Raw genomic sequence first — 24,395 nt, forward strand, 5'->3', positions numbered from 1 at the left:
TAGAATTCGCGTCAAATTTAGCCGTCTTTTAGCGCCTCCGCGACGACCTTCCACTCTTGTACTAGCCTTTCAAAGCTAAAATTTGCATTCGCCGAGCTAGTCGAGGGTAGCTTGACGGGTTCTTTACCCGTTGCGTTTAAAATTTGAGTTTTTAGGTATTTTTCGCAGATTTCGTGCGCCTTACCGCCGTTTGCGTAAACTTGCGCTATGCGCGCTCCGCTAAAAATCGGCTCTAAATTTGCAGGCGCGACGGCGGTCATTTTAGCATCGCTCGAGCCCTTTATCTCGCACGAGATCGCAGCGTCGTAGATAGCGATACGGTGAGCGAGTAGAAAATCTATCTTTTCATCCGTGCTTCCTGGTAACGGAGCGTTTAAAATCCCGGCCAGCACCCGCCAGAAACGATTTTGCGGATTTGCGTAGTAAAAGCCAAATTTACGAGAAACGACGGAAGGGAAAGAGCCGAGGATTAAAATTTTAGAGTTTTTATCAAAAATCGGTTTAAAAGGATGGGTTTGGCTCATTTTGCGCCTTTTAAATTTGCCGCGTTAAATTTAAAATTTTCAAATTTGAAAGCAAATTTAACCGCCCAAACGAGCGGCTAAATTTACGGATATTGCCCCTCGCCCGTCAAATTTGAGCGAGAGAAATTTGCGCATTACTCGGTTGCGGTGCCGTCAGAGGCATCCTCGGCGCTCCTAGGTGCGCTAGACTCGACCTCATCGCTAAAGTCGGCTAGGCTTAGGCGTTTTAGCTGACGGTAGCGTCTTTGCGCGTCGGCCTTATTTTTAGCTAGCAGCTCGTCCGCGTGCTGCGGGTTAGTTTTTTTAAGCGAGTTGTAGCGAACCTCGTTTAGCAAAAACTCCTCGTAAAGCGACCAGTCGGGCTCTTTTGAGGTCATTTTGAGCGGATTTTTGCCCTCTTTGATTAGGCGCGGATCGTAGACGTAGGTCGGCCAGTAGCCGCACTTGGTCGCTAGCTCGCCTTGACCGCCGGAGTAGGCCATGCCGCCTTTTATACCGTGCGCGATACACGGCGAATACGCTATCACGAGGCTAGGCCCGTCGTAGGCTTCGGCTGCGGCGATGGCTTTTATCGTGTTTGCTTGGCTGGCGTTTGAGTTGATTTGAGCGACGAAGATGTTTCCGTAGGTCATCGCGATGTAGCCAAGATCTTTTTTTTGCATCGGCTTACCGCTAGCGGTAAACTGCGCTATCGAGCCCGCGCGGCTGGATTTTGAGCTTTGACCGCCGGTGTTTGAGTAGACCTCGGTGTCAAGTACGAGCACGTTTACGTTCTCGCCGCTAGCTAGTACGTGGTCAAGTCCGCCAAAACCGATGTCGTACGCCCAGCCGTCGCCGCCGATGATCCACTGGGATTTTTTGACGAGGTATCTTTTTAACTCTAAAATTTCTTTTACGCCCTCTACGTCTAAATTTTGCTCCAAAATCGGCGTTAAAATTTTAGCGATTTGAGTCGTTTTCTCGCCGTCGTTTTTGTGCGTTATCCAGTCGGAGTATAGCGCGGCTAGGGCATTTGGTGCGGCGTCTTTGGTACGTAGCATTACGTCTTCTATGCGGTGGCGCAGCGTCTCTATCGCGACGTTCATACCCATGCCAAACTCCGCGTTATCCTCAAACAGCGAGTTCGCCCACGCTACGCCCTTGCCCTCTTTGTTCGTCGTATAAGGCGTCGAAGGTGCGCTACCGCCGTAGATCGAGCTACAACCGGTGGCGTTTGCCACGATCATACGGTCGCCAAACAGTCTCGTAACAAGCCCTATATAAGGCGTCTCGCCGCAACCTGGGCACGCGCCGTGAAACTCAAACAGCGGCTGCGCAAAACCCACGCCCTTGACGCTATCTTTGCTCATCAGGTCGTCTTTGTAGGTTACTTTTTTAAATAAATAATCGGCGTTTTCCTGCTCGTACCGCTCCATCTCCTCGGCTAGCGGTACCATGACGAGCGATTTTTCCTTGCTTGGGCAAATTTGAGCGCACAGCTCGCAGCCCGTGCAGTCAAGCGGGCTAACTTGGATTTTGTATTTTAGCCCTTTTACCTCTTTGCCTTTGGCGTCTAGGACGTGATCTTGCACGGTTTGCGGCGCGGTGGCGAGCTCGTTTTCGTCGATGAGAAACGGCCTAATGACCGCGTGCGGGCAGACGAAGGCACACTGGTTGCACTGGATGCAGTTGCTCTCGATCCACTTTGGCACCATCACGCCGATGCCGCGTTTTTCGTAGGCCGTAGTGCCTGATTTAAAGTGTCCGTCTTCAAAGCCCACAAACGCCGAAACAGGCAGGCTGTCGCCCCTAGCGGCGTTGATAGGCTTAACGATTTTTTCTATAAATTCGTCGCCGACGTATTTTTCCTCCGCGCTCGCGTCATCCGTAAAATTTAGCCAGCTAGGATCGACCGTGACCTTAACCAGCCCGTCCGCGCCCATATCGATAGCCTTGTAGTTCATCTCTACGATCGCTTCGCCCTTTTTGGCATAGGCTTTGTGCGCGTACTCTTTCATGTATTTTTGCGCGTCGGCAAATGGGATGATGTCCGCGAGTTTAAAAAACGCCGACTGCATGATGGTGTTCGTACGGTTTTTTAGCCCGATCTCGCGAGCTAGCTTTGTGGCGTTGATGATGTAGAAATTTACCTTTTTAGCGGCTAAAATTTTCTTTACTTTATTTGGCAGTTTAGCGACCGTCTGCTCGGCGTCCCAGATCGAGTTTAGCAGGAATGTCCCGCCCTCGCGGATGCCGTCTATGACGTCGTAAATTTCAAGATATGCCGCGACAGAGCAGGCTACAAAATGCGGATTTGAGACGAGGTAGGTCGAGCGGATCGGGTTTTTGCCAAAACGCAGGTGCGAGCGAGTGTAGCCGCCTGATTTTTTACTATCGTAGGCAAAATACGCCTGCGCGTAAAGCTCGGTTTTATCGCCGATGATTTTGATGGAGTTTTTATTGGCTCCTACTGTACCGTCCGCGCCAAGACCGTAAAATAGGCACTCTTTCACGCTTGCGTCGCTTAGCGAAATTTTCTCGCCGACTTTTAGCGATGTAAATGTCACGTCGTCCTCGATACCGACGGTAAAGCCGTTTTTTGGCCCCTCTAAATTTAAATTTTCAAAGACGGCTAGCATCTGAGCAGGATCGACGTCTTTTGAGCTTAGACCGTAGCGGCCGCCTACGATAACGGGCTGATTTTTGCGTCCGTAAAACGCCGCCTTGACGTCCAGATATAGCGGCTCGCCGAGGCTTCCAGGCTCTTTCGTACGGTCTAGCACGGCGATCTTTTCTACCGTTTCAGGCATCACGTCAAATAGGTACTTTAAGCTAAACGGGCGGTATAGATGCACTTTTAGCACGCCTACTTTTTCGCCCTTTGCGCGTAGGTGATCGACGACTTCTTCCAGAGTCTGTGTGACCGAGCCCATCGCGACCACGACGCGCGTAGCATGCGGATCGCCGTAATAATTAAACGGTTTATAGTCGCGTCCCGTGATTTTTGAAATTTCTTTTAGATACTCGGCCACGATATCAGGCACCGCGTCGTAGTAGCGGTTAGCTAGCTCACGCGTCTGAAAGTAAATATCGTCGTTTTGCGCCGTGCCGCGAGTTTTCGGACTCTCGGGGCTTAGCGCCTCGTCTCTAAATTTTTGCAGCGCCTCACGGTCTAACAGCCTATCAAAGTGCGCGTAGTCAAGCACCTCAACCTTTTGTATCTCGTGGCTCGTGCGAAATCCATCGAAAAAGTGCAAAAACGGCACGCGGCCTTTGATCGCTGCTAGATGCGCGACGCCCGCGATATCCATGACCTCTTGCACGGAGCCGCTTGCTAGCATGGCAAACCCCGTCTGGCGACAGGCGTAGATGTCCTGATGATCGCCAAAGATAGAAAGCGCCTGAGCAGCGATAGAGCGCGCGCTCACGTGGATAACGCCGGGTAGTAGCTGGCCCGCGATTTTGTACATATTCGGGATTTTTAGCAAAAGTCCTTGCGAAGCCGTATACGTCGTAGTTAGCGCGCCTACTTGCAACGAGCCGTGCACGGTACCGGCAGCTCCGCCCTCGCTTTGCATTTCGACGACTTTAACGGGCATGCCGAATAAATTTTTCTTGCCCTGAGCCGCCCACATATCGGTGTAATCGGCCATCGGCGAGCTAGGGGTGATCGGGTAGATGCCCGCAACCTCCGTAAATGCGTAAGCCGCGTGCGCCGCAGCCTCGTTTCCGTCCATAGTTTTCATTATTTTAGCCATTTTTCCGCCTTAAATTTTCTTACGATTTTTAAAAATCTTTTATTATAGAGATAGTTTCCAAAATCTACTATTAATCTATGTCATTAATAAATTCTGAGGATTTTGCCTTTTGAATTACTAACTTTAAGCAAAATTCCATTACCTTAATGAAAAAAATTAAGGATAAAATTTGATAAGTGTTCATAGGGTAGCCTATTTAAGGGTTATAGCTCTTGCTTTTTGTGCTTTTATATTTAACACTACTGAGTTTGTCCCAGTACCACTTTTAAGTGATATTGCAAAAGATTTTGACATGAGCACGGCTGATACCGGTCTTATCATCACGATTTATGCATGGAGTGTCACGATACTTTCTTTGCCACTTATGCTTTTGACTGCAAATTTAGAGCGAAGATCTCTTCTTTTAAAGGTTTTTATCGTATTTGTTGTAGCTCATACGCTTTGCGCCTTTGCTTGGAATTTTAAAATTTTAATTATTGCTCGGTTGATGATAGCTATTGCTCATGCCATTTTTTGGGCTATTACTGCTTCACTTGCTGTTAGGCTAGCTCCGATAAATAAAAGCTCGCAAGCTCTTGGATTGCTAGCTCTTGGTACATCACTAGCGATGATACTTGGTCTGCCACTTGGAAGAATTTTAGGTGACGCACTTGGCTGGCGTGTGACCTTTGGACTGATCGGAATTTTTGCTGTTGGTGTTGGAGTTTGGCTATATAAAATTTTGCCACTTCTGCCAAGTAAAAACTCAGGCTCACTTAAAAGCTTGCCAGAGCTTGCAAGAAATGGCCTTTTAATGGTCATATTTTTACTAACGGCAATTATCATAAGCGCGCATTTTAGCACCTATAGCTACATTGAGCCATTTGCAAAAGATATTAGTGGCTTTGATGGAAAATTTATCACAATATTCTTGCTTATATTTGGAGTTGCTGGTGTAGTCGCAAGCCTGCTTTTCTCTAAATTTTATAAGCTTATTCCAAATGCATTTTCTGCAATTTCTATCATGCTTATTTTATATTGCTTGCTTGTGTTAAATTTTATTGCTAAAAATGAAGTTTTAATGCTAGTCTTGGCCTTTATTTGGGGGCTTGGCATAGCTGGTGTAAATATGAGTTTTCAAATAAAAGTGCTAAGTCTTGCCTCAAACGCTACTGATGCCGCAATGGCGATATTTTCGGCTATTTATAACATAGGTATCGGAGCAGGGGCGCTAATAGGGCATCAAACGATAGTTCATTTAGGCGAGCAAAATATCGGTAATGTTGGTAGTTTTTTCGCCGCAAGCGGACTTATTATATTTTTGTTTACGGTATCTAAGGTTAAGAGAATTTAGATGTTTAAATATCTAAGCAAAACGTTACAAATTTCTACATATAAGTGATAATAAATATCATAACTAAGAAAAATTTTAGTTAAGCTTCCTTATAATCATTATCAGAAAACGAATAAATTTTAGGAGCTTATTATGTCAGTTTTAGTTATCGGTGCAGATGAGATAACGCCTATCAAGGCAGTTTTATATGATTTGGGAGCTGAGAAGATAGAGCACTGGGATGCTAGAAATGAAAACCGTGTAAATCGCAAGCCAATTCCTCAAGATACCGAGTGCGTGGTGATGCTAACTAGTTTTTTAAACCACAACACGATGAAGACTATTAAAACTCAAGCAAAAAAGAGAAATATTCCAATTGTTTGTGCAAAAAGAAGCGTTAGTTGCGTATTTTGCGAGTACTGCAAGGTCTTTGGGCTAGATAAGGAATTTGGATGCAAAGAATAATCAATGAGATTCGGGCTTTTATCAGATATTGGCGAAATAACTCCAAATATTTTTGCAAAGCTTGATAGGCTTTCGCGTGCAAAAATTTTTATTGCACTTTATAATTCTGGTGTAGAAAGTGAGCTAAAAATACCACTTTCTTACGCTAAATTTCTAAATTTCAAAGAAATTTTTGAAGCTAGGATAAATTTCCTACTTCGTGAGAAATGTCTAAATTTTAAGCCAGCAGACCGCTTTTGTATTTCATCAAATATCATCATAAATGCTTATTTAAAAGGTGACTTTTCAAAGATAAAATTTATAGCAAAAGAGCCGAAAATGACGGCTGCAAAGATGATAAAAATGCTTTATGCAAGTGGAAAATTTGAGTTTTGCATCGATGCGGCACAGATGTTTTGTCAATTTGTTTATGATAAAATACGCCTCCGCCATCAAGATAAAGAGGTCATGCTAAATAGCGGTGTCATTTCGGTTAAAAAAGATGGTAAAAATTTGCTCAGCATCATGCCAAGCTTTAAAAAAGTGAGCTTTGATGATATGAGAAATTTAAACGACGATATAGATAGAGCCGTCGGTGTGCTTGGTCACGAGTGTGAGATGGTTTATATCGTTTTTCCTAGAAATGAGGAATTTAGGCGACACGTTGAGGTTAGGCACTGTTGTGCGAGAGGTTTGATCAAGCTTGTGCCTTATACGATTATTAGTAAAATTTTTTAAAAAGGATAAAAATGATAGGTATAGTTTATGGAAGCAGCATGGGAAATACCGAAGATGCAGCAAAACTTATAAGTGAGGGTCTAGGCCTTGAAAATGAGCTTTTAAACGTTGCCGATGTAGACGCAGCAAAACTAAATAGCTTTGATAAGCTCATCCTTGGTACATCAACCTGGGGTAGTGGCGATCTTCAAGATGACTGGGATGCGTTTGACTTTAAAGCGCTAAATCTAAGCGGAAAAACAGTCGCTGTTTTTGGCATGGGTGATAGCGAGAGCTACTCTGATGAGTACTGTAATGGCATGGCAAAGCTTTATGATGAGGTCGTAAAAGCTGGCGCAAAGGTAGTTGGTGAGGTTAGCACTGACGGATATACATTTGATGGCTCTGATGCCGTAAAAAATGGAAAATTTGTAGGTTTAGCACTTGATGCTGATAACCAAAGTGACAAAACTGAGGGTAGAATTTCAGCTTGGATAGAGCAGATAAAGCCTCACTTTGCTTAATGTAATTTTAGCTAGATTTTCTAGCTAAAATTTTCATATATCCATAGCTGAGATGAAGCTTTTTATTCTTTCGTTTTGGCTATTGAAAAACTCATCTACCAAGCCATCAAACGCGATCACACCTTTATCTAAAAACAAAATTCTATCAGCTATCTTTCTAGCAAAATTCATATTATGAGTGACAATGATCATAGACTTTTTCTCTTTTGCAAGAGATAAGATGACCTTTAAAACTTCAGCCTCAAGCTCTGGATCAAGAGCACTTGTAGGCTCGTCAAGTAGTAGAAAGTATGGATTTACGGCTAGTGCTCTAGCGATGGCTACACGCTGTGCTTGACCGCCAGAGAGCCTGTTTGGATAGGTATCTTCTTTGTGACTAAGCCCCACTTTGGCTAAAAGCTCTTTTGCCTCTTTTATTGCTTCGTTTTTATCCTTTTTTTGAACGTAGATCGGAGCTTCAGTGACATTTTGAAGCGCTGTTAGGTGCGGGAAGAGGTTGAAACTTTGAAAGACCATGCCTGTTTTTTTGCGAATTTCTAAAAGCTCTTTTGAGCTAAGCTTATCTTTAAAATTTACAGCTCTGTCATCTACCTCTAAAGTGCCACTTTGTGGGATCTCAAGTAAATTTATACATCTAAGAAGCGTTGATTTGCCACAACCAGATGAGCCAACTATCACGGTCGTTTGCCCTTCTTTAAAGCTTGTATTTATGTTATCTAGCACCAAATGATCGCCGTAAGATTTGCTTATATTTTTAAAATTTATAGCCATTAGACATACCTTGAGACAGCTTTTTCAAGCTTTGATTGAAGATAGGTTAAAAGTGTGCAAACCACTAGATAGATGAGCGCTGCTAGGATGTAGAGGATGAGTGGCTCAAAGGTCCTTGCTGCGATCCTTTGAGCGACCATAAACATATCAACCATCGTTATAGAAGCTGCTAGTGAAGTGTCTTTAACAAGGCCTATAAATGTGTTTGAAAGTGGCGGTAACGAGATCCTTACTGCTTGAGGTGCGATGATACGCTTTAAAATTTGATAATGCGTCATGCCAAGCGATGTGGCAGCCTCCCACTGACCTTTTGGCACAGAAAGAATGGCAGCTCTTACGGACTCAGAGGCATAAGCACCCACGTTTAGGCTAAATGCTATGGTAGCAGCACTCCAAGTATCAAGCGTGACGCCAATGCTAGGAAGCCCATAAAATACTATAAAAAGCTGCACGAGAAGTGGCGTACCGCGAAATATCCAAACGTAGGTGGCAAATATAAATTTTAAAATTTTTATATTTGAAAGCCTTGCTACTGCTGTGATAATGGCGATGACAAGCCCTAGCGAAAATGAGAGCAAAGTAAGTGGGATCGTCACTTTTAAAAGTGCGATGATCATCGGTAGTGTCGAGCTTGAAACAAGCTCGATCACTCTATCTAAATTTTCCATTTTTGCCTTGTTGGTTTATAATTTTATTTTGAGACATCTTTGCCAAAGTAGCTTTTTGAGATGGCTTCTAATTTACCCTCTTTTGAAAGTTCGTTTAGAGCATTTGAAATTTGCTCTGCAAGCTCAGCATTGTCTTTTTTAACAGCTACTGCTGTGTAGTCTTTCTCATCAAGTGAGGCGGCTATCTTTACGGGTGCGTTTGGACGCTCTTTTATGAAGTCGTAAAATACGATGTTGTCTCTTACAACAGCATCTACGCGTCTTGATATAAGAAGCTCCATACTTTTAGCATAGCTATCAGTCACAACTAGCTCAGCGCCGTATTTTACGGCTACTTTTGCCCAGTTACTTGTCGCTGAGTCGGCATCTTTTTTGCCTTTTAGATCAGCAAAGCTTTTTATATCGTTATTATCTTTTCTAGTGATGATAGCGCCAAATGTCACAGTGTAAGGCACTGAAAAAGCATATTTTTTCTTTCTCTCATCAGTTATGCTTACTTGGTTAAACACCACGTCTGCTTTGCCAGCGTCAAATGCTGCTAGCATCGCATCCCAAGGAGCTGTTAGAAACTCAACTTTTAAATTTAGCTTTTGCGCTACCGCTCTTGCGATATCTACATCGTATCCCACTAGCTCATTTTTATCATTATAAAATGTAAAAGGCGCGTAAGTGCCTTCAGTTGCTACTGTTAGCACGCCATCTTTTATAGTTTTTGCTTGTAAATTTAAAGCCATCGCAAGCACAGCTACTACTTTTAATAAATTTGTAAATTTCATTTTGATCCTTTATTTTGAAATATCTTTTCCAAAATATTTCATAGAAATTTCGCTTATCTTACCCTCGGCTTTTAGTTCATCAAGCGCTTTGTTTATCGCCTCTAATAGCTCAGTGTTGCCTTTTTTAACGATTGCAGCTGTTGGCATCGGCTCGTTGCTTGTGTATGCGATTTTTAGTGGTGCATTTGGGCGTTGTTTGATGTAGTCAAAAAATGTGACGTTGTCATTTATCGTATCGTCAGCTCTTTTTGAGATGATAAGCTCCACGCCTTTGCTAAAGCCATCAGCCACAACCACTGTTGCGCCATTTTTCTCGGCTATTGCTGCCCAGTTGCTAGTCGCAGAGTGCACGCTTTTTTTGCCTTTTAGATCAGCAAAACTTTTGATGTCGTTATTATCTTTATGCACGACTATTACAGGATATGGCATAGTGTAAGGCACGCTCATACCATACTTTTTCTTTCTATCTTCGTTTATACTTACTTGGTTAAACACAACATCAGCTTTACCAGCATCAAATGCAGCTAGCATCGCATCCCAAGGAGCTGTTAGAAACTCAACTTTTAAATTTAGCTTTTGCGCTACGGCTCTTGCAATATCTACGTCATATCCTACTAGCTCGCCCTTTTCATCGTAAAATGAGTAAGGTGAGTAAGTACCTTCAGTTGCGACGATAAGTTCGCCTTTTTTGATAGTTGAAGCATTTAAATTTAAAGCTAAAAAAGCACCTGCGATCAAGCCAAAAATGGGCTTAAAATTCATTAATTCTCCTTATTTAGAAATGTCTTTGCCGAAGTATTTAAGCGAAATTTCGCTTAAAGCTCCTTCTTTGCTAAGCTCATTTAGGGCAAAGTTTATCTTAATTAGCAGCTCTTTGTTACCTTTTTCTACGTTATAGCCCATTTTGTTCACTATTTGTATGGCGTTATCTTTTATGCTTGCTAGTAAAATTTTGCAAAGGTAGAATTTAGCAAACAATTGCACGAATGGCACCAAATTTAAAAGCACTAGAAATTTTATACAAAACTCTTTCTAAAAAATAAAATCAATAATGGAATTTGCAAAAAAAGAAAAATTTTTAAGATTTATGCAAATGTCAGTCGCAACTGCGATCTAGGTAGTATTTTGTCGCATTTTGTCACGAAAAAAAGAGGGCGGTGCCTCACTCCGCTAAAAGTGAGACCGCTAGAGCTTTTACCCCCTTAAAATCAACTTTGCCGCTCGCAAGTGTTGGGATATTATCAACGATGAAGATATAGCTTGGCATCATTATAGGAGCAAGGCTACTCTCTTTTAAAATTTGCTCTAAATTTTTGGGCTCTGTGCCGCTTTTTACTAAAAGCGCGATCGCCTCACCCTTTTTGCTATCTGGTACATTTGCACTACTAAAGACAACATCGCCTCCAAGCACCTTTGCAAGCTCTTCTTCGACGCTTCCAAGGCTTATCATCTCGCCGCCTATCTTGGCAAATCTTGAATACCTATCGACGATAAATACAAAGCCGTTTTCATCGATGTGGCCTTTATCGCCAGTTTTATAGTATCTTACGCCATCAATGTGCGTGATGACCTCGCTTGTTTTAGCTTCGTCGTTTAGATAGCCCTTCATCACCTGCGATCCGCCAATGACGATGAGCCCGTCTGTGCCAGTTTCTAGCTCTTCAAGCGTCTCTGGGTCGATTATCTTGATGATAGTGCCAGGCAGAGGCATGCCAACGCTGCCAGGTCTATTAAATGTAAGCTCTTTTAGGCTCTCTTTTTCTAGGATATTTGGCATATTTACAGTAGCTACTGGCGCCGTTTCGGTCGCGCCATAGCCTTCATAAATTTCTATGCCAAATTTGAGCCTAAACTCGTCTTTTATCTCAGGTTTTAGCTTTTCAGCCCCAGCTACGACCATTCTGGCACTTTGAAACATCAACGGATGAAGCTTTTTATTTCTTGTGTAGAGCCTAAAGAACGTTGAGGTGCCAAAGATGATGCTAGCGCTGTGTCTTGCGGCCATTTTGCCGATAGTCGCTCCATCTGTTGGATCAGACACGCTTACCATTTTTATGCCTTCGCAAAGCGGCATGAGCGTGGTGACTGTTAGGCCAAATGAGTGAAATACTGGGAGTGAGTTTAATATCACGTCATCTTTTTTGAAATTTAGAAGTTCGCTTATTTGTTTAATATTTGCAAGTAAATTTTTATGGCTTAGCTCGATGCCTTTTGGCTCGCCCTCGCTGCCACTACTAAATAAAATGGTAGCCGTATCCTCTAAGCTTACACGCTTAAAATAGCAAAGCTTAATAAGCCAAACTGGAGCAAAAAACGCAGTTAAAAGCGTTAAAAATTTCTCTTTTTTTGAGACGCTAGCTGAGAGATCTTCTGCAAATTTAGCCTTTTTGCTCATCGCATCTTTTAGATCAAAGCCCTTAAGTGCTAGTTTTTCAAGAAATTTGCTAGAGGTGATGACTGTGTTTATATTTGCCTTTCTTAGGGCGTGATTTAGCGAGGTCTCATTTAGTGTGTAGTTTAAATTTACGCTCACTTTGCCCATGGCAAGAAGCGCCATATTGACGATAGCTGCGATGCTTGAGCTAGGTAGCAAGATGCCTATATTTTTCTCATCTTTTAGCTCGCGTTTGAAAATTTTGATAAATACTAAAACGGCTGTTATAAATTTCAAGTTGCTTAAATTTAGCCCAGTGCTGTCGCTCACGCACTCTTTAAATTTATCCTCTTTTGCGTTATTTAGCCATTCGCTTGTTAGCGGTTTTTGCCTTGAGATGAAGCTCTCCCACGATGAAAAGCTAAGCTCAAGCACCTTTTGCTTCATCTTTGCAGCGTTTATAAATGTGGTTATTGGCTTGCCAAAGGCGACGATGATGTCGCGTCTGCCGTTTTTAGAAGTGAGATCTTTGTAAAATTTACTAGCCCTTGAAAAGCTAGATCCCCAAAGGCCACGAAGGTAAAATGGCACGATGCAAATTTCTTCTAGATCTCTGATGATAAGCTCAAAGCCCTTTTGAAACTCATTTATCTGGCCGTTGTAGCTGATGTGGCCCTCTGGAAAAAGCGCGACTACTTCGCCATTTTTTAGGCACTCTCTAACTAGCTCGATCGACTCTTTGCTTGCCCCTGCACCTATTGGGATCACTTTAAAAAATTTAAAAATTTGCTTTAGATACCATTTGTTATAGATCGTTCTATACATGACAAATCTTATGCCCCTTGGGCTTGCAGCTTGAAGCACGAGCCAGTCGATCCAGCTGATGTGATTGCCAAGAAGTAACGCGCCGCCACTTTGTGGTAAATTTTGAAGTCCTTCAACGAAAAAGCGGTACTTTGTCTTTAAAAATGGCAACAAAAGTAGCCTTGTAAAAAGGTGTGGAAGCTGCAAAATGGCGTAGAAGCTGCCGATCAAGCAAACAAGGGCTGTAAAGACAAAGAGCCCAGTGGTTGAAATTTTAAAATATACTAAACCTATGCCAATGGCTAAAAATAGCAGCATTGAGACGTTTTGTAAGAAGTTGTTTGCCGCCATTATCTTGCCGGTGGTCTTTTGCGGGGCAAAGTACTGGATCATCGCATTTAGCGGTACTATAAAAATTCCACCAAAAAAGCCAAATGCAAATGAGCTAAGGCTCACTACGCTGATGCTTGAGCCAAATGCGAAAAATAAAAGCGAGAAAAATATACCAATAGCACCCATCGGCACGATACCAAGCTCGATATGTAGCTTTGACATAGAGCCAGCCACGTATGAGCCAAATGCTATACCTATGGCGCTTGCTGCTAGAATTGCTTGCACCGCTAGCGAGCTGTCGTCGTTAAAAACGGCTTTGTAATGAGCTGGGAAAGCTGCGATGATGATCTGAGAAATTCCCCAAAATATACTAAGTCCAGCGATGCTTAGCCAGATATTTTTATCTGACCTTACTTCTTTTAAATTTTCTCTTAAATAGCTAAGGCGAATATATTTTTTAATATCAAAATTTTCGTTTGTTTCGTCTTTTTCATCGATGCAAGGTAACTTATAGGCGAAATATGCTTCAAGTGCGCTAAATACGACTAAAAAGATGCCAATAGGATAGACGCTTTTTAAAATTTCTTCTGAATTTTCGCCTTGGATGTATAAATTTTCAAATATAAATGAAAATAAAAATGAGCTAAAAAGTATCGCAACGATGGTAAGCGCTTGGATGATGCCATTTGCTGTGCCAAGGCGCTCAGGGCCGACTAGGGCTTTGATGATGCCGTATTTTGCTGGTGAGTAGATCGCACTTTGAGCGGCTAGTATGAGTGTGAGTGCAAAAGCTACGCCAAAAGCACCTGCAAGATAGCTAAAAAGCACCGCGACACTAATGATAAAGCCAAAAATGGCACAAATTCTTATGACTTTTGTCTTTGAGAATTTATCATTTATAAAGCTTGAGGGCGAAAATAAAAATATAAATGGTAGCAAGATCATTGCGTTTATGACGGCTGTTAGGATAAAAAGTATATCGCCATCGTATGTTTTTAAAAGAACGTTTTGTATGGTGATTTTGTGTGCTAGATCGACACTTGCATTTAAAAATGCGATCGCAAGGTAGGGCAAAAAGCCAGCAACTTTTAATAAACTCATCATAGAAAGACCTTTGTGATTTTAAAAATTTTGTAAATCTAACAGCAAAATATTTAAAATATTATTAATAAAAAACTCTACATTAAATTTGGTAATAAAAATTTTTAAAAAATTTAAATTTTATATGCTTTTGGATAAAATCACGCAATCAAAAAATTAGGAAAAATTTATCATGAATTATGAAATAATCGTCGTTGGCGGCGGGCATGCAGGCATTGAAGCAAGTCTTGCGGCTGCTAGAATGGGCAAGCAAACTTTACTTATCACGATCTTGGCCGAGCAAATAGGTGCTGCAAGCTGTAATCCAGCCATTGGAGGCCTTGCAAAGGGACATCTTGTAAAAGAGATCGACGCGCTTGGCGGTCAAATGGGACTTACAACCGATGCTGTTGGCATCCAGTTTCGCGTGCTAAATGAGAGCAAAGGTCCAGCTGTGCGTGGTAGCCGCGCTCAGATAGATATGGATAGATATAGAGTTTATATGAGAAATTTACTTTTAAACACTCCAAATTTAGAAATTTCTCAAGAGATCGCTACTGAAATTTTAAGCGAAAATGGCGAAGTAACTGGCGTTAAAACCCACCTAAATAATATCTATAGTGCAAAAAAGGTGATAATCACCACTGGCACATTTTTAAACGGGCTAATTCATGTTGGATTTAATAAACTAGAAGCTGGCCGCGTGGGCGAACTAAGTGCAAAGGATCTTAGTGGCAGTCTAAGAGAGCTTGGGCTAAATTTAGGTAGGCTAAAGACTGGAACATGTCCAAGGATCGATGCAAAAACGATAAATTTTGAAATTTTAGAAAAGCAAGATGGCGACGCAAAGCCAGTTGCATTTAGCTTTAGAACTAAAAATTTCTCACCAACGCAGCTGCCATGCTACATCGCCTATACAAACGAAACTACGCATGAGATAATCCGCTCAAATTTCGACAAAGCGCCACTTTTTACAGGTCAGATCGAGGGTATCGGACCAAGATATTGCCCTAGTATCGAGGATAAGATAAACCGCTTTGGCGACCGCGACAGACACCACCTTTTCATCGAGCCTCAGACCCTTGAAGCGACAGAGTACTACATAAACGGCTTTTCAACGAGCCTGCCTTATGAGGTGCAAGTGCAGATGCTCCGCTCTGTAAAGGGCTTTGAAAACGCCAAAATAGTAAGGCACGGATACGCTATCGAGTACGACTACGTCGAGCCAACGCAGTTAAAACATAGCTTAGAGACCAAAAAGGTAAAAGGGCTATACTTGGCAGGGCAGATCAACGGCACGACTGGATACGAGGAGGCCGGCGCTCAGGGGCTAATGGCTGGTATAAACGCAGCGCTTTCGCTTGATAACAAAGAACCGCTCATCTTGCGCCGTGATGAGGCGTATATCGGCGTTTTGATAGATGATCTTGTCACAAAAGGGACAAAAGAGCCATATAGGATGTTTACGAGTAGGGCGGAGTATCGCTTGCTTTTGCGTGAAGAAAATGCCATTTTAAGGCTTGGCGGATATGGTCATGAGCTTGGACTTATTGATGACGAAACTTTTAATGAAATTGAAGCTATCAGGCAAAATTTAAAAGATGGGCTTGCTTACCTTAACAATACTCAAATTACGCCGAGCAAGCAAAATTTAGAGCTTTTAGCTAGCCTTGATGAAGAGCCGATCAGTCAAAATGTTAGCCTTCAAAAGATTGTCGCGCGCAAGAGCTTTACAGCTGAGAAACTAAGAAGGCTTGATCAGAAATTTGCAAATTTAGATGATGCGAGTGTGGATCAAATTTTAACCGAGTGTAAATATCAGCACTACATAAATGAGCAAAAAAATCAAATAGAAAAAATGAAAGACATGATGGATGTGAAAATTCCTGAAAATTTTGACTTTAGAGGTGTGAGTGGTCTTAGTAATGAAGTGGTCGAAAAGCTTGAGAAATTTGCACCGCCTACGCTTTTTGCTGCGAGTGAAATCTCAGGTATCACGCCAGCAGCGATCGATATCTTGCATATCTACATAAAGATGAGCGAGAAAAAGGCTTAAATTTAAGCCTTTTATGGTTTTAAAATTTAAAACAAAGCTTATCATTTTTAATAGTTGTTATTTATAATTTTTTAAGATTAATAAATTTTATTATTAAAATTTTCTATTTTACGAGAGCTAAAATAGAAAATTTTTTTATCTTAATGTTTAGATATTAGATCAAATTTCTCTTTTATAAAAAGTTTAAATTTACGATATATAGGTACTTTTAGATAAATTTATCTCAAATTTTGGTGTAAAAAAAGCTTAAATTCACTTTATTTTTACAAACTATATTGTGAGATTATAGTTTTTTAATTTTTTGAGAGTATAATCGTTAAGAATTTATTTATAGAAAGGAATTTAATGTCAGTAAAGCAAGAAAGACGTAGCTTTATCGGCCTTGCGTTTGGTGCTGTGGCAGCTGTCGGCGGCGCTATGTCACTAGTGGCTGTTAAAAAGACCTGGGATCCGCTTCCAAGCGTAAAAGCTGCTGGTTTCACAACAGTTGATCTAAGTCCGATCAAAGATGGAGAAATGAGGCAGGTTGAATGGCGTAAAAAGCCTATTTTCATCCTTAAAAAAAGTCCTGATATGGCTAAAAATGACAAAAGAGATGTTGTCGTAGGGGATGCTAGATACGTAGTTCTTATCGGACTTTGCACGCATCTTGGCTGTATACCTGAGTATAAAGCAAGTAAACAAATGTTTGTATGTGCCTGTCATGGCGGCGAATTTAATGCCGACGGAATGCAAACATATGGACCTCCTCCAAGACCACTTGATATACCACCATTTAAGATCGATGGAACCAAGCTAGTTCTAGGCGAAACAAGCCCAGAATACGAAAAATTAGTAGCAAAAGCTTAGGAGGATAGCAATGTCTTTAGCTCATAAATCAACTGGCGTTATTGACTGGCTTGATCAACGCCTAGCTTTTACAAAACTTATGAAGGTTCTAGTTAGCGAATACTGGATTCCAAAAAATATAAATTTCCTTTGGGCAATGGGCGTTATTTTAACAACGCTTTTTATGCTCTTAATTGTTACTGGTTTTTTACTTTTAATGTATTACAAACCAGATGTAAATTTGGCATTTGATAGTGTAAATTATACTATCATGCAAGAGGTCGAGTATGGCTGGCTTTGGCGTCACATTCACGCAGTTTCAGCTTCTACGATATTTCTTATTATGTATATTCACTTGCTTACTGGACTTTACTATGGTTCATACAAAAGAGGCAGGGAAGTCATTTGGATAAGTGGTATGGTGCTATTTATCTGTTTTTCAGCAGAGGCATTTAGTGGTTATATGCTCCCATGGGGACAGATGAGCTACTGGGCGGCAACTGTTATCACTCAGCTTTTTGGCGGTGTGCCAGTTATTGGTGACGCTTTAGTTGAGTGGATTAGAGGCGATTACGCAGTTGGCGACTCAACACTTACTAGATTTTTTATGCTTCATGTTTGTTTATTGCCACTTGTAACGATAGCTGTTTTGGTTATTCACTTCTACTCTTTAAGAGTTCCACACGTTAATAACCTAACAAGCGAAGATATCGACTTTGAAGTAGAGGCACAAGAGTATCTACACGGCGATAGAGCAAAATCTAAAGTTATACCATTTTGGCCAGGATTTTTGGCAAAAGACTTTATGTATGTATCATTCTTTATGATATTTGTCATCTATCTTGTTTGCTATCACTTCAACTTTGCAATGGATCCTATCAACTTTGAGCCAGCAAATCCACTAAAAACCCCACCACATATCTATCCAGAGTGGTATTTCTTGTGGCAATATGAAATTTTACGTGGCTTCTTCTTTGATATAGCTGGAATTTCTGCTTATAATATTGGTCTTATCGCGTTTGCGTTTGCGGGTGTTGCATTTATGCTTATACCTCTTCTTGATAGAAGCGACCTTGTAGCTCCAGCTCATAAAAGACCACTATTTTTTATATGGTTTTGGGTCTTAGTTGTCGATCTTATCGTTTTATCTATATATGGTAAGCTCCCAACAGGTGGTTATAATGACTGGATAGGATTTTATTCATCATTGCTATTCTTGTTCTTATTTATAATTGCGTTGCCAGTTATAACAATACTTGAAAGAAAAAGGGGCTAATCATGAAAGAACTTAAAATTTTTGCCATTGTTGTTATTCTTTCAGGTGTTTTATATTGGGGTATCGAGCCTTATGCTCACACAAAACTTCATCCACACACTGCAAATGCTGAGTATAACTTCTCAAAAGAAGATACTGACTATGCAAAGCACTTTTTAGAGCAAAAAAAGACAGCACTTGAGACTGCTAAGGCTAGCGGAAATAAGGCAAGTATAGATGCGGCTACAAAAGATGTAGAAGTAGCACAAAAAATTCTTGATGACTATACAGCATTTTGGAATGACATTAACTCTATTGATCTTACAAAAGGTGACGCTACAAAGGGTGCTGATACTTTTGTAGCAGCTGGATGTACAGGATGCCACGGTATAGAGGCAGCAGGTATGCCAGCTGGTATGGATGCTGAGACAGCTAGTCAAAGCTTTGGTGTAGTGCCACCAGATCTTAGTACCGCTGGTAAAATTTATGATGATAAATTCTTGGCCGCACTCATTAAAAATCCAAATATGGCTTTAAAGCTAACTCATAAATTTAACGACGAGCATCCATTTCCGATGACCGCATTTATGGGTGCTGGTGGTGATATAAATGCTGAGACTGCCGATATAGTAGCTTATTTGAAAAAGGTATCTGCCGATTATGAAAAGGCAAACAATAAGATCACTGAAGAAAAGGTTTTCGCTGATGCATGTCAAAGATGTCATGATATAAAATATGACAAAAAATATGCATTTAGCAATAAAGTAAGCCTTGCTGCTTATATGGGCTCAAACCCACCTGACCTATCGATGATGATTCGTTCAAAAGGCGATGAGTATTTACATAAATTTATAAACGATACTCAAAAGATGCTACCAGGTACTGCAATGCCAAGAGTTGGTTTAAATAAAGCCGCTGAAGACGATGTGGTAGCTTATATCCAAAAAGTAGGTGACAAGAAAAAGGCTGAGCGCGAGAGCACTGGTATTTATGTGATGATCTACTTCTTTATCTTGGGAATTTTTGCTTGGCTTTGGAAACGCAAAGTTTGGAGCGAACTACACTAAAATTTAAGAGCCTTTTTGGCTCTTAAATCTTCTCTGGTAAATTTACATATAAATAGGTATTCTTTAAATTCGTTTTTGTAAATTTGATCAAATACTCTTACAAATTTTAAAATCTTATTCACTCGCCTTAGCAACTTACCAAATTCAGGTCTCGTTATTACTTGCCGCTGAATTTGGAAGCGTGATATGCTCGCTCATAAATTTTAAAATTTACCTGACACTTGCTTGATGTAAAATGCATGCGGCGCAAAGCGCTATCGCATGCCCTCTAGCTTGCGAGAGGTTTTTACTTCGACTTCGTCTTGTAACTGCAAGCAGACAGGGGATTAAAAAAAGGGATAAGGGTACGGCTTCGTAATTCAAGTCCCCTCCCTTTCGAATAAAGTTTTTAAATTTAAAGTCTATATTTTTAAAAATAGAAATTTACTATTTTGTAAATTTTAAAACTTTCATTCACTTGCAAAAATTGACTACTAAAATCTAGCTTCGCTTACTGCTTAGCTCAAATTTTAGAGCCGAAATTACTCGTTTATGAAATTTTAAAAATTTACCTAAAAGCCTAAAAGCAGTAGCATGCCTATGCTACCATGTAAGGCTATGAATACACAATCGTTTCAGTAGAAAATAGAAATATATCTGAGTTTTAACGGTCGCTATTTAAATGAATTTATTTTAAGCAAATCACTCACTAAAACCCACCAAATTTTACAAAAATAGTAAAATTTAACTCCGCATCAAGCCTATTTAAATTAAATTTCCTTGGCGATCTTGCTCATTTTATTGAGCAGTTTTTCACGTTCATTTGGCTTTAGGTTGCCGTATTGAAGCTTTGTTATCATCTGCATGAAGTCAAATTGTTTAAACATTTGTGCATCGCTTTTTAGCTCTTTTTCTAGCTGTTTATAAATTTTTTCAGTCTCTTTATTCGCTTTTTCTAAATTTTGTAAAAAGCTTCCAGTTGCGCTCATATCAAGATCGTTTTTTGCAGCTTTATCGATGACATTTTTTAGATTTGCTAAATTTTCAGAAATTTTCATCAGCATTTCCTTTTGGATTTTAAAATTTACAGCAAATTTTATTCCTAAATTTTCTCCCACCACTTTTTTCTAGGCGGATTTTGGGTAGTGAAAACTTCTCCGATCATCGGCGTTGCGTAGTTTAGCTCAAGTTTTATCGCTGCCTTTTCAAAACGCTTGATCGGCTCATCCCAAGCGTGATAAGATAGATCAAATTTGCCCCAGTGCACCGGTACACCAAGCTTTGCACCAAGATCTTTTAGCGCTTGCGCTGACTCCTCTGGCTTCATATGCACGTAAGGCCAGCCATCGCCGTAAGCACCATTTTCGATAAAAACTAGATCAAAGGCACCAAATTTCTCATTTATCATCTTAAAATGCTTGCCGTATCCGCCATCTCCGCTAAAATAAAAGCTAAAGCCAGCCTCTTCAACCGCCCAGCCACCCCAAAGCGTCGTATTTCTTTTAAATGTGCGCCCGCTAAAGTGCCTTGAAGGACAAAACGTGAAGTTTAAATTTCCTATTTTTTGCTCACCAAACCAGTCAAACTCATAAATTTTGTCTTCATCAACGCCCCATTTTACAAGGTGAGCTTTTACACCAAGCGGCACTAGAAACTTGCAAATTCTATCTTTTAGCTCGAGTATCGTTTTATGATCAAGATGATCGTAGTGATCGTGCGAGATGAGGGCGATATCGATCACATCTGGGTAGTCACTAGCGGTGATAGCATGCTTATAGGCAAAGGGCTTACCGCCAATTGGTAGTGGAAATGCTCGGTGCAAAACTGGATCTGTGACGATGGTTTTGTCATCAAGCTTACAGATGAGGCTAACGTGCCCAAGCCAGATAAACTCGCCATTTTTGAGGGCTTTTGCATCAAATTTTAAATTTGGCAAAGGTCGCTTTGGTAGTTTGCCCTTTGGTGGAAAGAGCGCTTGCGGAATATAATTTAACATAGATGCTTGTGGATTATTTTTTACCATATCAATCGTTGGTTCTAAATTTATAAAAACTTTGCCGTTAAAATTTGGCGAAGCACTTATCAGCTTTTGGCTTTTAATATCTGGCACGCCACCAAAAACAGGGGCAAATTTTATAAATACAAAAACTGCAACAATAAGCAAAAGTATAACTATAAAAATTCCCATAAAAAGCCTTTTAAATTTAAAGGTCGGATTATATTTTAGATTTTTAAATTTCAGCTTTATTTAATTAACCCGAGCTTAAATAATTAACTTTTAAATTTAAACTTAATTAAGATATTTTTACTCTTTATAGGAAAATTTTATTAATAAATATTATCCTTTAGCAAATAAACATACCTAAAAATCGATATTAAGTAGATAATCTTAAAGATATATAAAATAAAAATTTAATTCTAAAAATACAAAATTTGTCAGATAGATGACGGAATTTATTCATTGTAAGTTATAGAATTATTACAAAAATTAGGAAGGAGCGTTTGAGATGTTAAATAAAAATTTAACTATCTCTATTTTGGTGACTAACCATCACTTTAAAAGTGTGCAGGGCAGTTTAGCCTTGTTTAATGGGAGGAATTTATGAAAAAACATAAATTTGTGATTGCCGACTATAAACGCTGTATAGGATGTGCGACCTGCATGGCTGCATGTTTTAAGAGCGCTTATGAACGCGGCAAGCTGTCACGTGCAAGGCTAAGTGTGCTAAGAGAAGCTACTGGCGTTATGCCAACTCAGTGCAGACAATGCGACGATGGCCCTTGTGCGAATGTGTGTCCAACTGGAGCATTGCGATTTAATGATAATTGCATCGAGCTTCACGAGGAAATTTGTATAGGCTGTAAGATGTGCACGATCGCTTGTCCTTACGGTGCGATAAGCTCAAGTGCAGAGCTTATGCCTTCAGTAAATTACGCTGTCGAGCCAAAGTACAACCTTGAGATAGAGTCACAATCAGGCGCAAAAAATATCGCTGTTAAATGTGATATGTGCTTTGGTCGTGAGAACGGACCAGCTTGCGTTGATGTCTGTCCGACGAGTGCTCTTGTTATGATTGATCCAGAAGAAGGCAAACATAAACTTGGTAAGAGGATAGACTATGAAGCAGCGAATAAATTTGCTACTAAAATTTTAAACGGACAAGGAGCATAAGATGACTACGGTTTATATGCTATTTCTTGTAAGTGCCGTCGTTAGCATTTTGCTTTATTGTGCTCCAAAGGCCGCTGTAAAGGTTGGTTTTGGACTAAGCGCTTTAAGCTGTTTTTACGCGATGTGCCACTTTGTTGCAAATATGGGAGTAAGTGATAGCTTTGCTCTTATGGATGGATTTTTGTATTCGCCAAAATTTGCGCTAAATCCACTTGGAAATTTCTTTAGCTTTGTCGTTGTTTTCATCGGATTTGCAAGTAGCGTTTATGGTATGAGCTATGCAGATGAGTACATCAAAAAAGCAAACGTTGGTGTGTTTGCATGTTTGTTTAATACATTTATACTCTCAATGCTTTTAGTAATTAGCGCTGATAATGTATTTTGCTTTGTTGTTTTATGGGAGCTTATGACTCTTATCTCATCATTTCTTATCATCGTCAATGACGGTAAAAATACACTTAAAGCGGTTATGGTATATCTTGGTATCGCACAAATTGGAGCATTTTGTATCACCTGTGGTTTGCTTATCACTGCTTACTATGCAGGAAGCTTTGACTTTAGCGCATTTATGGGTGTTAAGATGCCATTTGGCGCTTCTGCTGCTGTATTTGCACTATTTTTGGTCGGCTTTGGTAGTAAAGCTGGTATGTGGCCATTTCACGTTTGGCTTCCACAAGCTCACCCAGCAGCACCATCAAACGTTTCAGCCCTTATGTCAGGCGTTATGATCAAAGTTGCTCTATTTACACTAGTTAAATTTACACTTTACTTGCCACTTAGCACATATTTTGGCCTTACGATTCTAGCTCTTGGTGCAGCTAGCTCACTATTTGGTGTTTTATACGCTCTTTGCCAACACGACTTCAAGGCTTTGCTTGCTTATCACTCAGTTGAGAACATAGGCATCATCTTGCTAGGTCTTGGCACAGGAATTTATGGCGTTGCAGCTGGAAATTTAACACTTGCAGCAGTAGGTTTTCTAGCAGGTTGTTACCACGTAGTTAACCACGCTATATTTAAAGGCTTGCTTTTCCTTTGCGCTGGTTCAGTCATCCACGCTACTCATACACAAAATATGGATATCCTTGGTGGTCTTGCCAAAAAGATGCCATGGACAAGCCTTGGTATGTTTATAGGTATCATGGGTATTGCAGCTTTACCTCCAGTAAATGGCTTTGTTTCAGAGTGGTTTACATATCAAGGTATGCTTCAAGGTGCGATGGGAGAAGGAACATTAGTTAGATATGCATTTACGCTTGGCGTCGTAGCTCTTGCGCTAACAGGCGTTTTGGTCGGCATGCACCTCAAACTTTACGCTGTTATCTTTGCAGGTACTCCAAGAGATCAAAAAATTTGGGAAAATGCTAAAGAGAGTCCAATAGGCATGGTTCTTGGTATGATCATCCTAATGATAGGCTGCGTTGGCTTTGGCCTTGGCGCAAACTACATAGTTGATTACATCATGCAAGCTGTAAATTCTATCGCTATAAGTGACTATAAAGCTAGTCTTGGTGCTATAAATGTAACTTCACCTATAGGCAGTATGATCTCAACTCCGTTGATAGCCTTGGTTCTTTGTTCAACAATGATTTTGCCATTTATCATCCTTGCTGTTATGAAAGCAAATAGAGATAAACCACGCGAGACTGATCCTTGGGCATGCGGCTTTAAATATAGCTCACGTATGCAAATGACAGGTGGTCCATTTACAGGCGATCTTAGAAAGATCATGCAATGGCTATTTAGAGCTGATAAAAAGATCGTTACTAGAAATTATTTTGACGCGGTTGAATATCACAACCATCCAAAAGATATCTGGTGGGGAATGTTTTATGAGCCAGTCATCAAATGGTGTATGAAATTTGCCGATAAACTAGGCATCGTTCAAAGCGGATACACAAACATCTATACGCTTTATATCCTAATTTATCTTTGTGCCATACTTGCTGTGGGCTACTTTTTAGTTTAGGAGAC

21 protein-coding genes are annotated in these 24,395 nt (G+C 40.5%); 10 read left to right on the top strand and 11 right to left on the bottom strand.

Annotation, left to right across the window (positions count from 1 at the left end):
* Positions 1-17: 17 nt before the first annotated feature.
* Both A3854_RS07185 and nifJ read right to left on the bottom strand, forming a co-directional pair.
* Positions 18-524 carry a DNA-deoxyinosine glycosylase gene (locus A3854_RS07185; protein ID WP_084041912.1) on the bottom strand — a complete coding sequence of 169 codons (507 nt, stop codon included), beginning with the start codon at positions 522-524 and terminating at the stop codon, positions 18-20.
* 134 nt (positions 525-658) lie between these two features.
* Positions 659-4,261, bottom strand: coding sequence for a pyruvate:ferredoxin (flavodoxin) oxidoreductase (nifJ, locus tag A3854_RS07190; protein ID WP_084041913.1), 3,603 nt, complete (start codon positions 4,259-4,261; stop codon positions 659-661).
* A 169-nt stretch (positions 4,262-4,430) separates the two neighbouring features.
* Between nifJ and A3854_RS07195 the strand changes: the two genes are divergently transcribed.
* From A3854_RS07195 to fldA, 4 genes are all read left to right on the top strand, one after another.
* Positions 4,431-5,594 carry a sugar transporter gene (locus tag A3854_RS07195; RefSeq protein ID WP_084041914.1) on the top strand — a complete coding sequence of 388 codons (1,164 nt, stop codon included), beginning with the start codon at positions 4,431-4,433 and terminating at the stop codon, positions 5,592-5,594.
* A gap of 132 nt (positions 5,595-5,726) precedes the next feature.
* A complete protein-coding gene (locus A3854_RS07200) occupies positions 5,727-6,038 on the top strand; it encodes a DUF2325 domain-containing protein (protein ID WP_084041915.1) in 312 nt (103 codons plus the stop codon).
* 3 nt (positions 6,039-6,041) lie between these two features.
* Positions 6,042-6,755 (top strand): UDP-N-acetylmuramate--alanine ligase, encoded by a 714-nt coding sequence (locus tag A3854_RS07205; protein WP_084041916.1) that lies wholly within the window; start codon positions 6,042-6,044, stop codon positions 6,753-6,755.
* 11 nt (positions 6,756-6,766) lie between these two features.
* Complete coding sequence (gene fldA / locus A3854_RS07210) at positions 6,767-7,258, top strand: flavodoxin FldA (RefSeq protein WP_084041917.1); 492 nt, start codon at positions 6,767-6,769, stop codon at positions 7,256-7,258.
* Positions 7,259-7,291: 33 nt separating this feature from the next.
* On the opposite strand, the gene A3854_RS07215 is transcribed toward fldA, so the two are convergent.
* From A3854_RS07215 to A3854_RS07240, 6 genes are all read right to left on the bottom strand, one after another.
* The gene (locus A3854_RS07215) at positions 7,292-8,029 is read right to left on the bottom strand and encodes an amino acid ABC transporter ATP-binding protein (protein ID WP_084041918.1); all 738 of its coding nucleotides are present in this window, start codon (positions 8,027-8,029) and stop codon (positions 7,292-7,294) included.
* The gene (locus A3854_RS07220; protein ID WP_084041919.1) at positions 8,029-8,697 is read right to left on the bottom strand and encodes an amino acid ABC transporter permease; all 669 of its coding nucleotides are present in this window, start codon (positions 8,695-8,697) and stop codon (positions 8,029-8,031) included. The genes A3854_RS07215 and A3854_RS07220 overlap by 1 nt, the downstream gene beginning before the upstream one ends.
* Positions 8,698-8,720: 23 nt before the next feature.
* A complete protein-coding gene (locus tag A3854_RS07225; protein WP_084041920.1) occupies positions 8,721-9,473 on the bottom strand; it encodes an amino acid ABC transporter substrate-binding protein in 753 nt (250 codons plus the stop codon).
* A 9-nt stretch (positions 9,474-9,482) separates the two neighbouring features.
* Positions 9,483-10,235, bottom strand: a complete 753-nt coding sequence (locus tag A3854_RS07230; RefSeq protein ID WP_084041921.1) for an amino acid ABC transporter substrate-binding protein — start codon at positions 10,233-10,235, stop codon at positions 9,483-9,485.
* A 9-nt stretch (positions 10,236-10,244) separates the two neighbouring features.
* Positions 10,245-10,457: a transporter substrate-binding domain-containing protein gene (locus A3854_RS10030; RefSeq protein ID WP_257639889.1), complete on the bottom strand. Its 213-nt coding sequence runs from the start codon at positions 10,455-10,457 to the stop codon at positions 10,245-10,247.
* Positions 10,458-10,635: 178 nt separating this feature from the next.
* Positions 10,636-14,088 carry an acyl-[ACP]--phospholipid O-acyltransferase gene (locus A3854_RS07240; protein WP_084041922.1) on the bottom strand — a complete coding sequence of 1,151 codons (3,453 nt, stop codon included), beginning with the start codon at positions 14,086-14,088 and terminating at the stop codon, positions 10,636-10,638.
* A 169-nt stretch (positions 14,089-14,257) separates the two neighbouring features.
* Between A3854_RS07240 and mnmG the strand changes: the two genes are divergently transcribed.
* The 4 genes from mnmG (at position 14,258) to A3854_RS07260 (ending at position 19,270) form a co-directional block, all read left to right on the top strand.
* Positions 14,258-16,120, top strand: a complete 1,863-nt coding sequence (mnmG, locus tag A3854_RS07245; RefSeq protein WP_084041923.1) for a tRNA uridine-5-carboxymethylaminomethyl(34) synthesis enzyme MnmG — start codon at positions 14,258-14,260, stop codon at positions 16,118-16,120.
* A 345-nt stretch (positions 16,121-16,465) separates the two neighbouring features.
* Positions 16,466-16,969 (top strand): ubiquinol-cytochrome c reductase iron-sulfur subunit, encoded by a 504-nt coding sequence (petA, locus tag A3854_RS07250; RefSeq protein ID WP_021091707.1) that lies wholly within the window; start codon positions 16,466-16,468, stop codon positions 16,967-16,969.
* Positions 16,970-16,979: 10 nt separating this feature from the next.
* Positions 16,980-18,224 (top strand): cytochrome b, encoded by a 1,245-nt coding sequence (locus tag A3854_RS07255; RefSeq protein WP_084041924.1) that lies wholly within the window; start codon positions 16,980-16,982, stop codon positions 18,222-18,224.
* A 2-nt stretch (positions 18,225-18,226) separates the two neighbouring features.
* On the top strand, positions 18,227-19,270 hold the full coding sequence (locus A3854_RS07260) for a c-type cytochrome (RefSeq protein ID WP_084041925.1): 1,044 nt from the start codon (positions 18,227-18,229) through the stop codon (positions 19,268-19,270).
* Here A3854_RS07260 and A3854_RS09845 read toward each other — a convergent pair.
* The 3 genes from A3854_RS09845 to A3854_RS07270 form a co-directional block, all read right to left on the bottom strand.
* Complete coding sequence (locus A3854_RS09845; RefSeq protein ID WP_257639890.1) at positions 19,267-19,392, bottom strand: hypothetical protein; 126 nt, start codon at positions 19,390-19,392, stop codon at positions 19,267-19,269. The genes A3854_RS07260 and A3854_RS09845 overlap by 4 nt on opposite strands.
* A gap of 627 nt (positions 19,393-20,019) precedes the next feature.
* Entirely contained in the window at positions 20,020-20,307 is a 288-nt protein-coding gene (locus A3854_RS07265; protein ID WP_021091759.1) for a hypothetical protein, read from the bottom strand.
* Positions 20,308-20,351: 44 nt separating this feature from the next.
* Positions 20,352-21,437 (bottom strand): MBL fold metallo-hydrolase, encoded by a 1,086-nt coding sequence (locus tag A3854_RS07270; RefSeq protein WP_084041926.1) that lies wholly within the window; start codon positions 21,435-21,437, stop codon positions 20,352-20,354.
* 414 nt (positions 21,438-21,851) lie between these two features.
* On the opposite strand from A3854_RS07270, the gene A3854_RS07275 reads away from it, so the two are divergent.
* A complete protein-coding gene (locus tag A3854_RS07275) occupies positions 21,852-22,421 on the top strand; it encodes a 4Fe-4S dicluster domain-containing protein (RefSeq protein WP_021091760.1) in 570 nt (189 codons plus the stop codon).
* Position 22,422: 1 nt separating this feature from the next.
* Positions 22,423-24,390, top strand: a complete 1,968-nt coding sequence (locus A3854_RS07280) for a proton-conducting transporter transmembrane domain-containing protein (RefSeq protein ID WP_084041927.1) — start codon at positions 22,423-22,425, stop codon at positions 24,388-24,390.
* The last annotated feature ends 5 nt before the right edge of the window (positions 24,391-24,395 follow it).

It is taken from the genome of Campylobacter concisus, assembly GCF_002092845.1.
Classification (GTDB): Bacteria; Campylobacterota; Campylobacteria; order Campylobacterales; family Campylobacteraceae; genus Campylobacter_A; species Campylobacter_A concisus_AQ.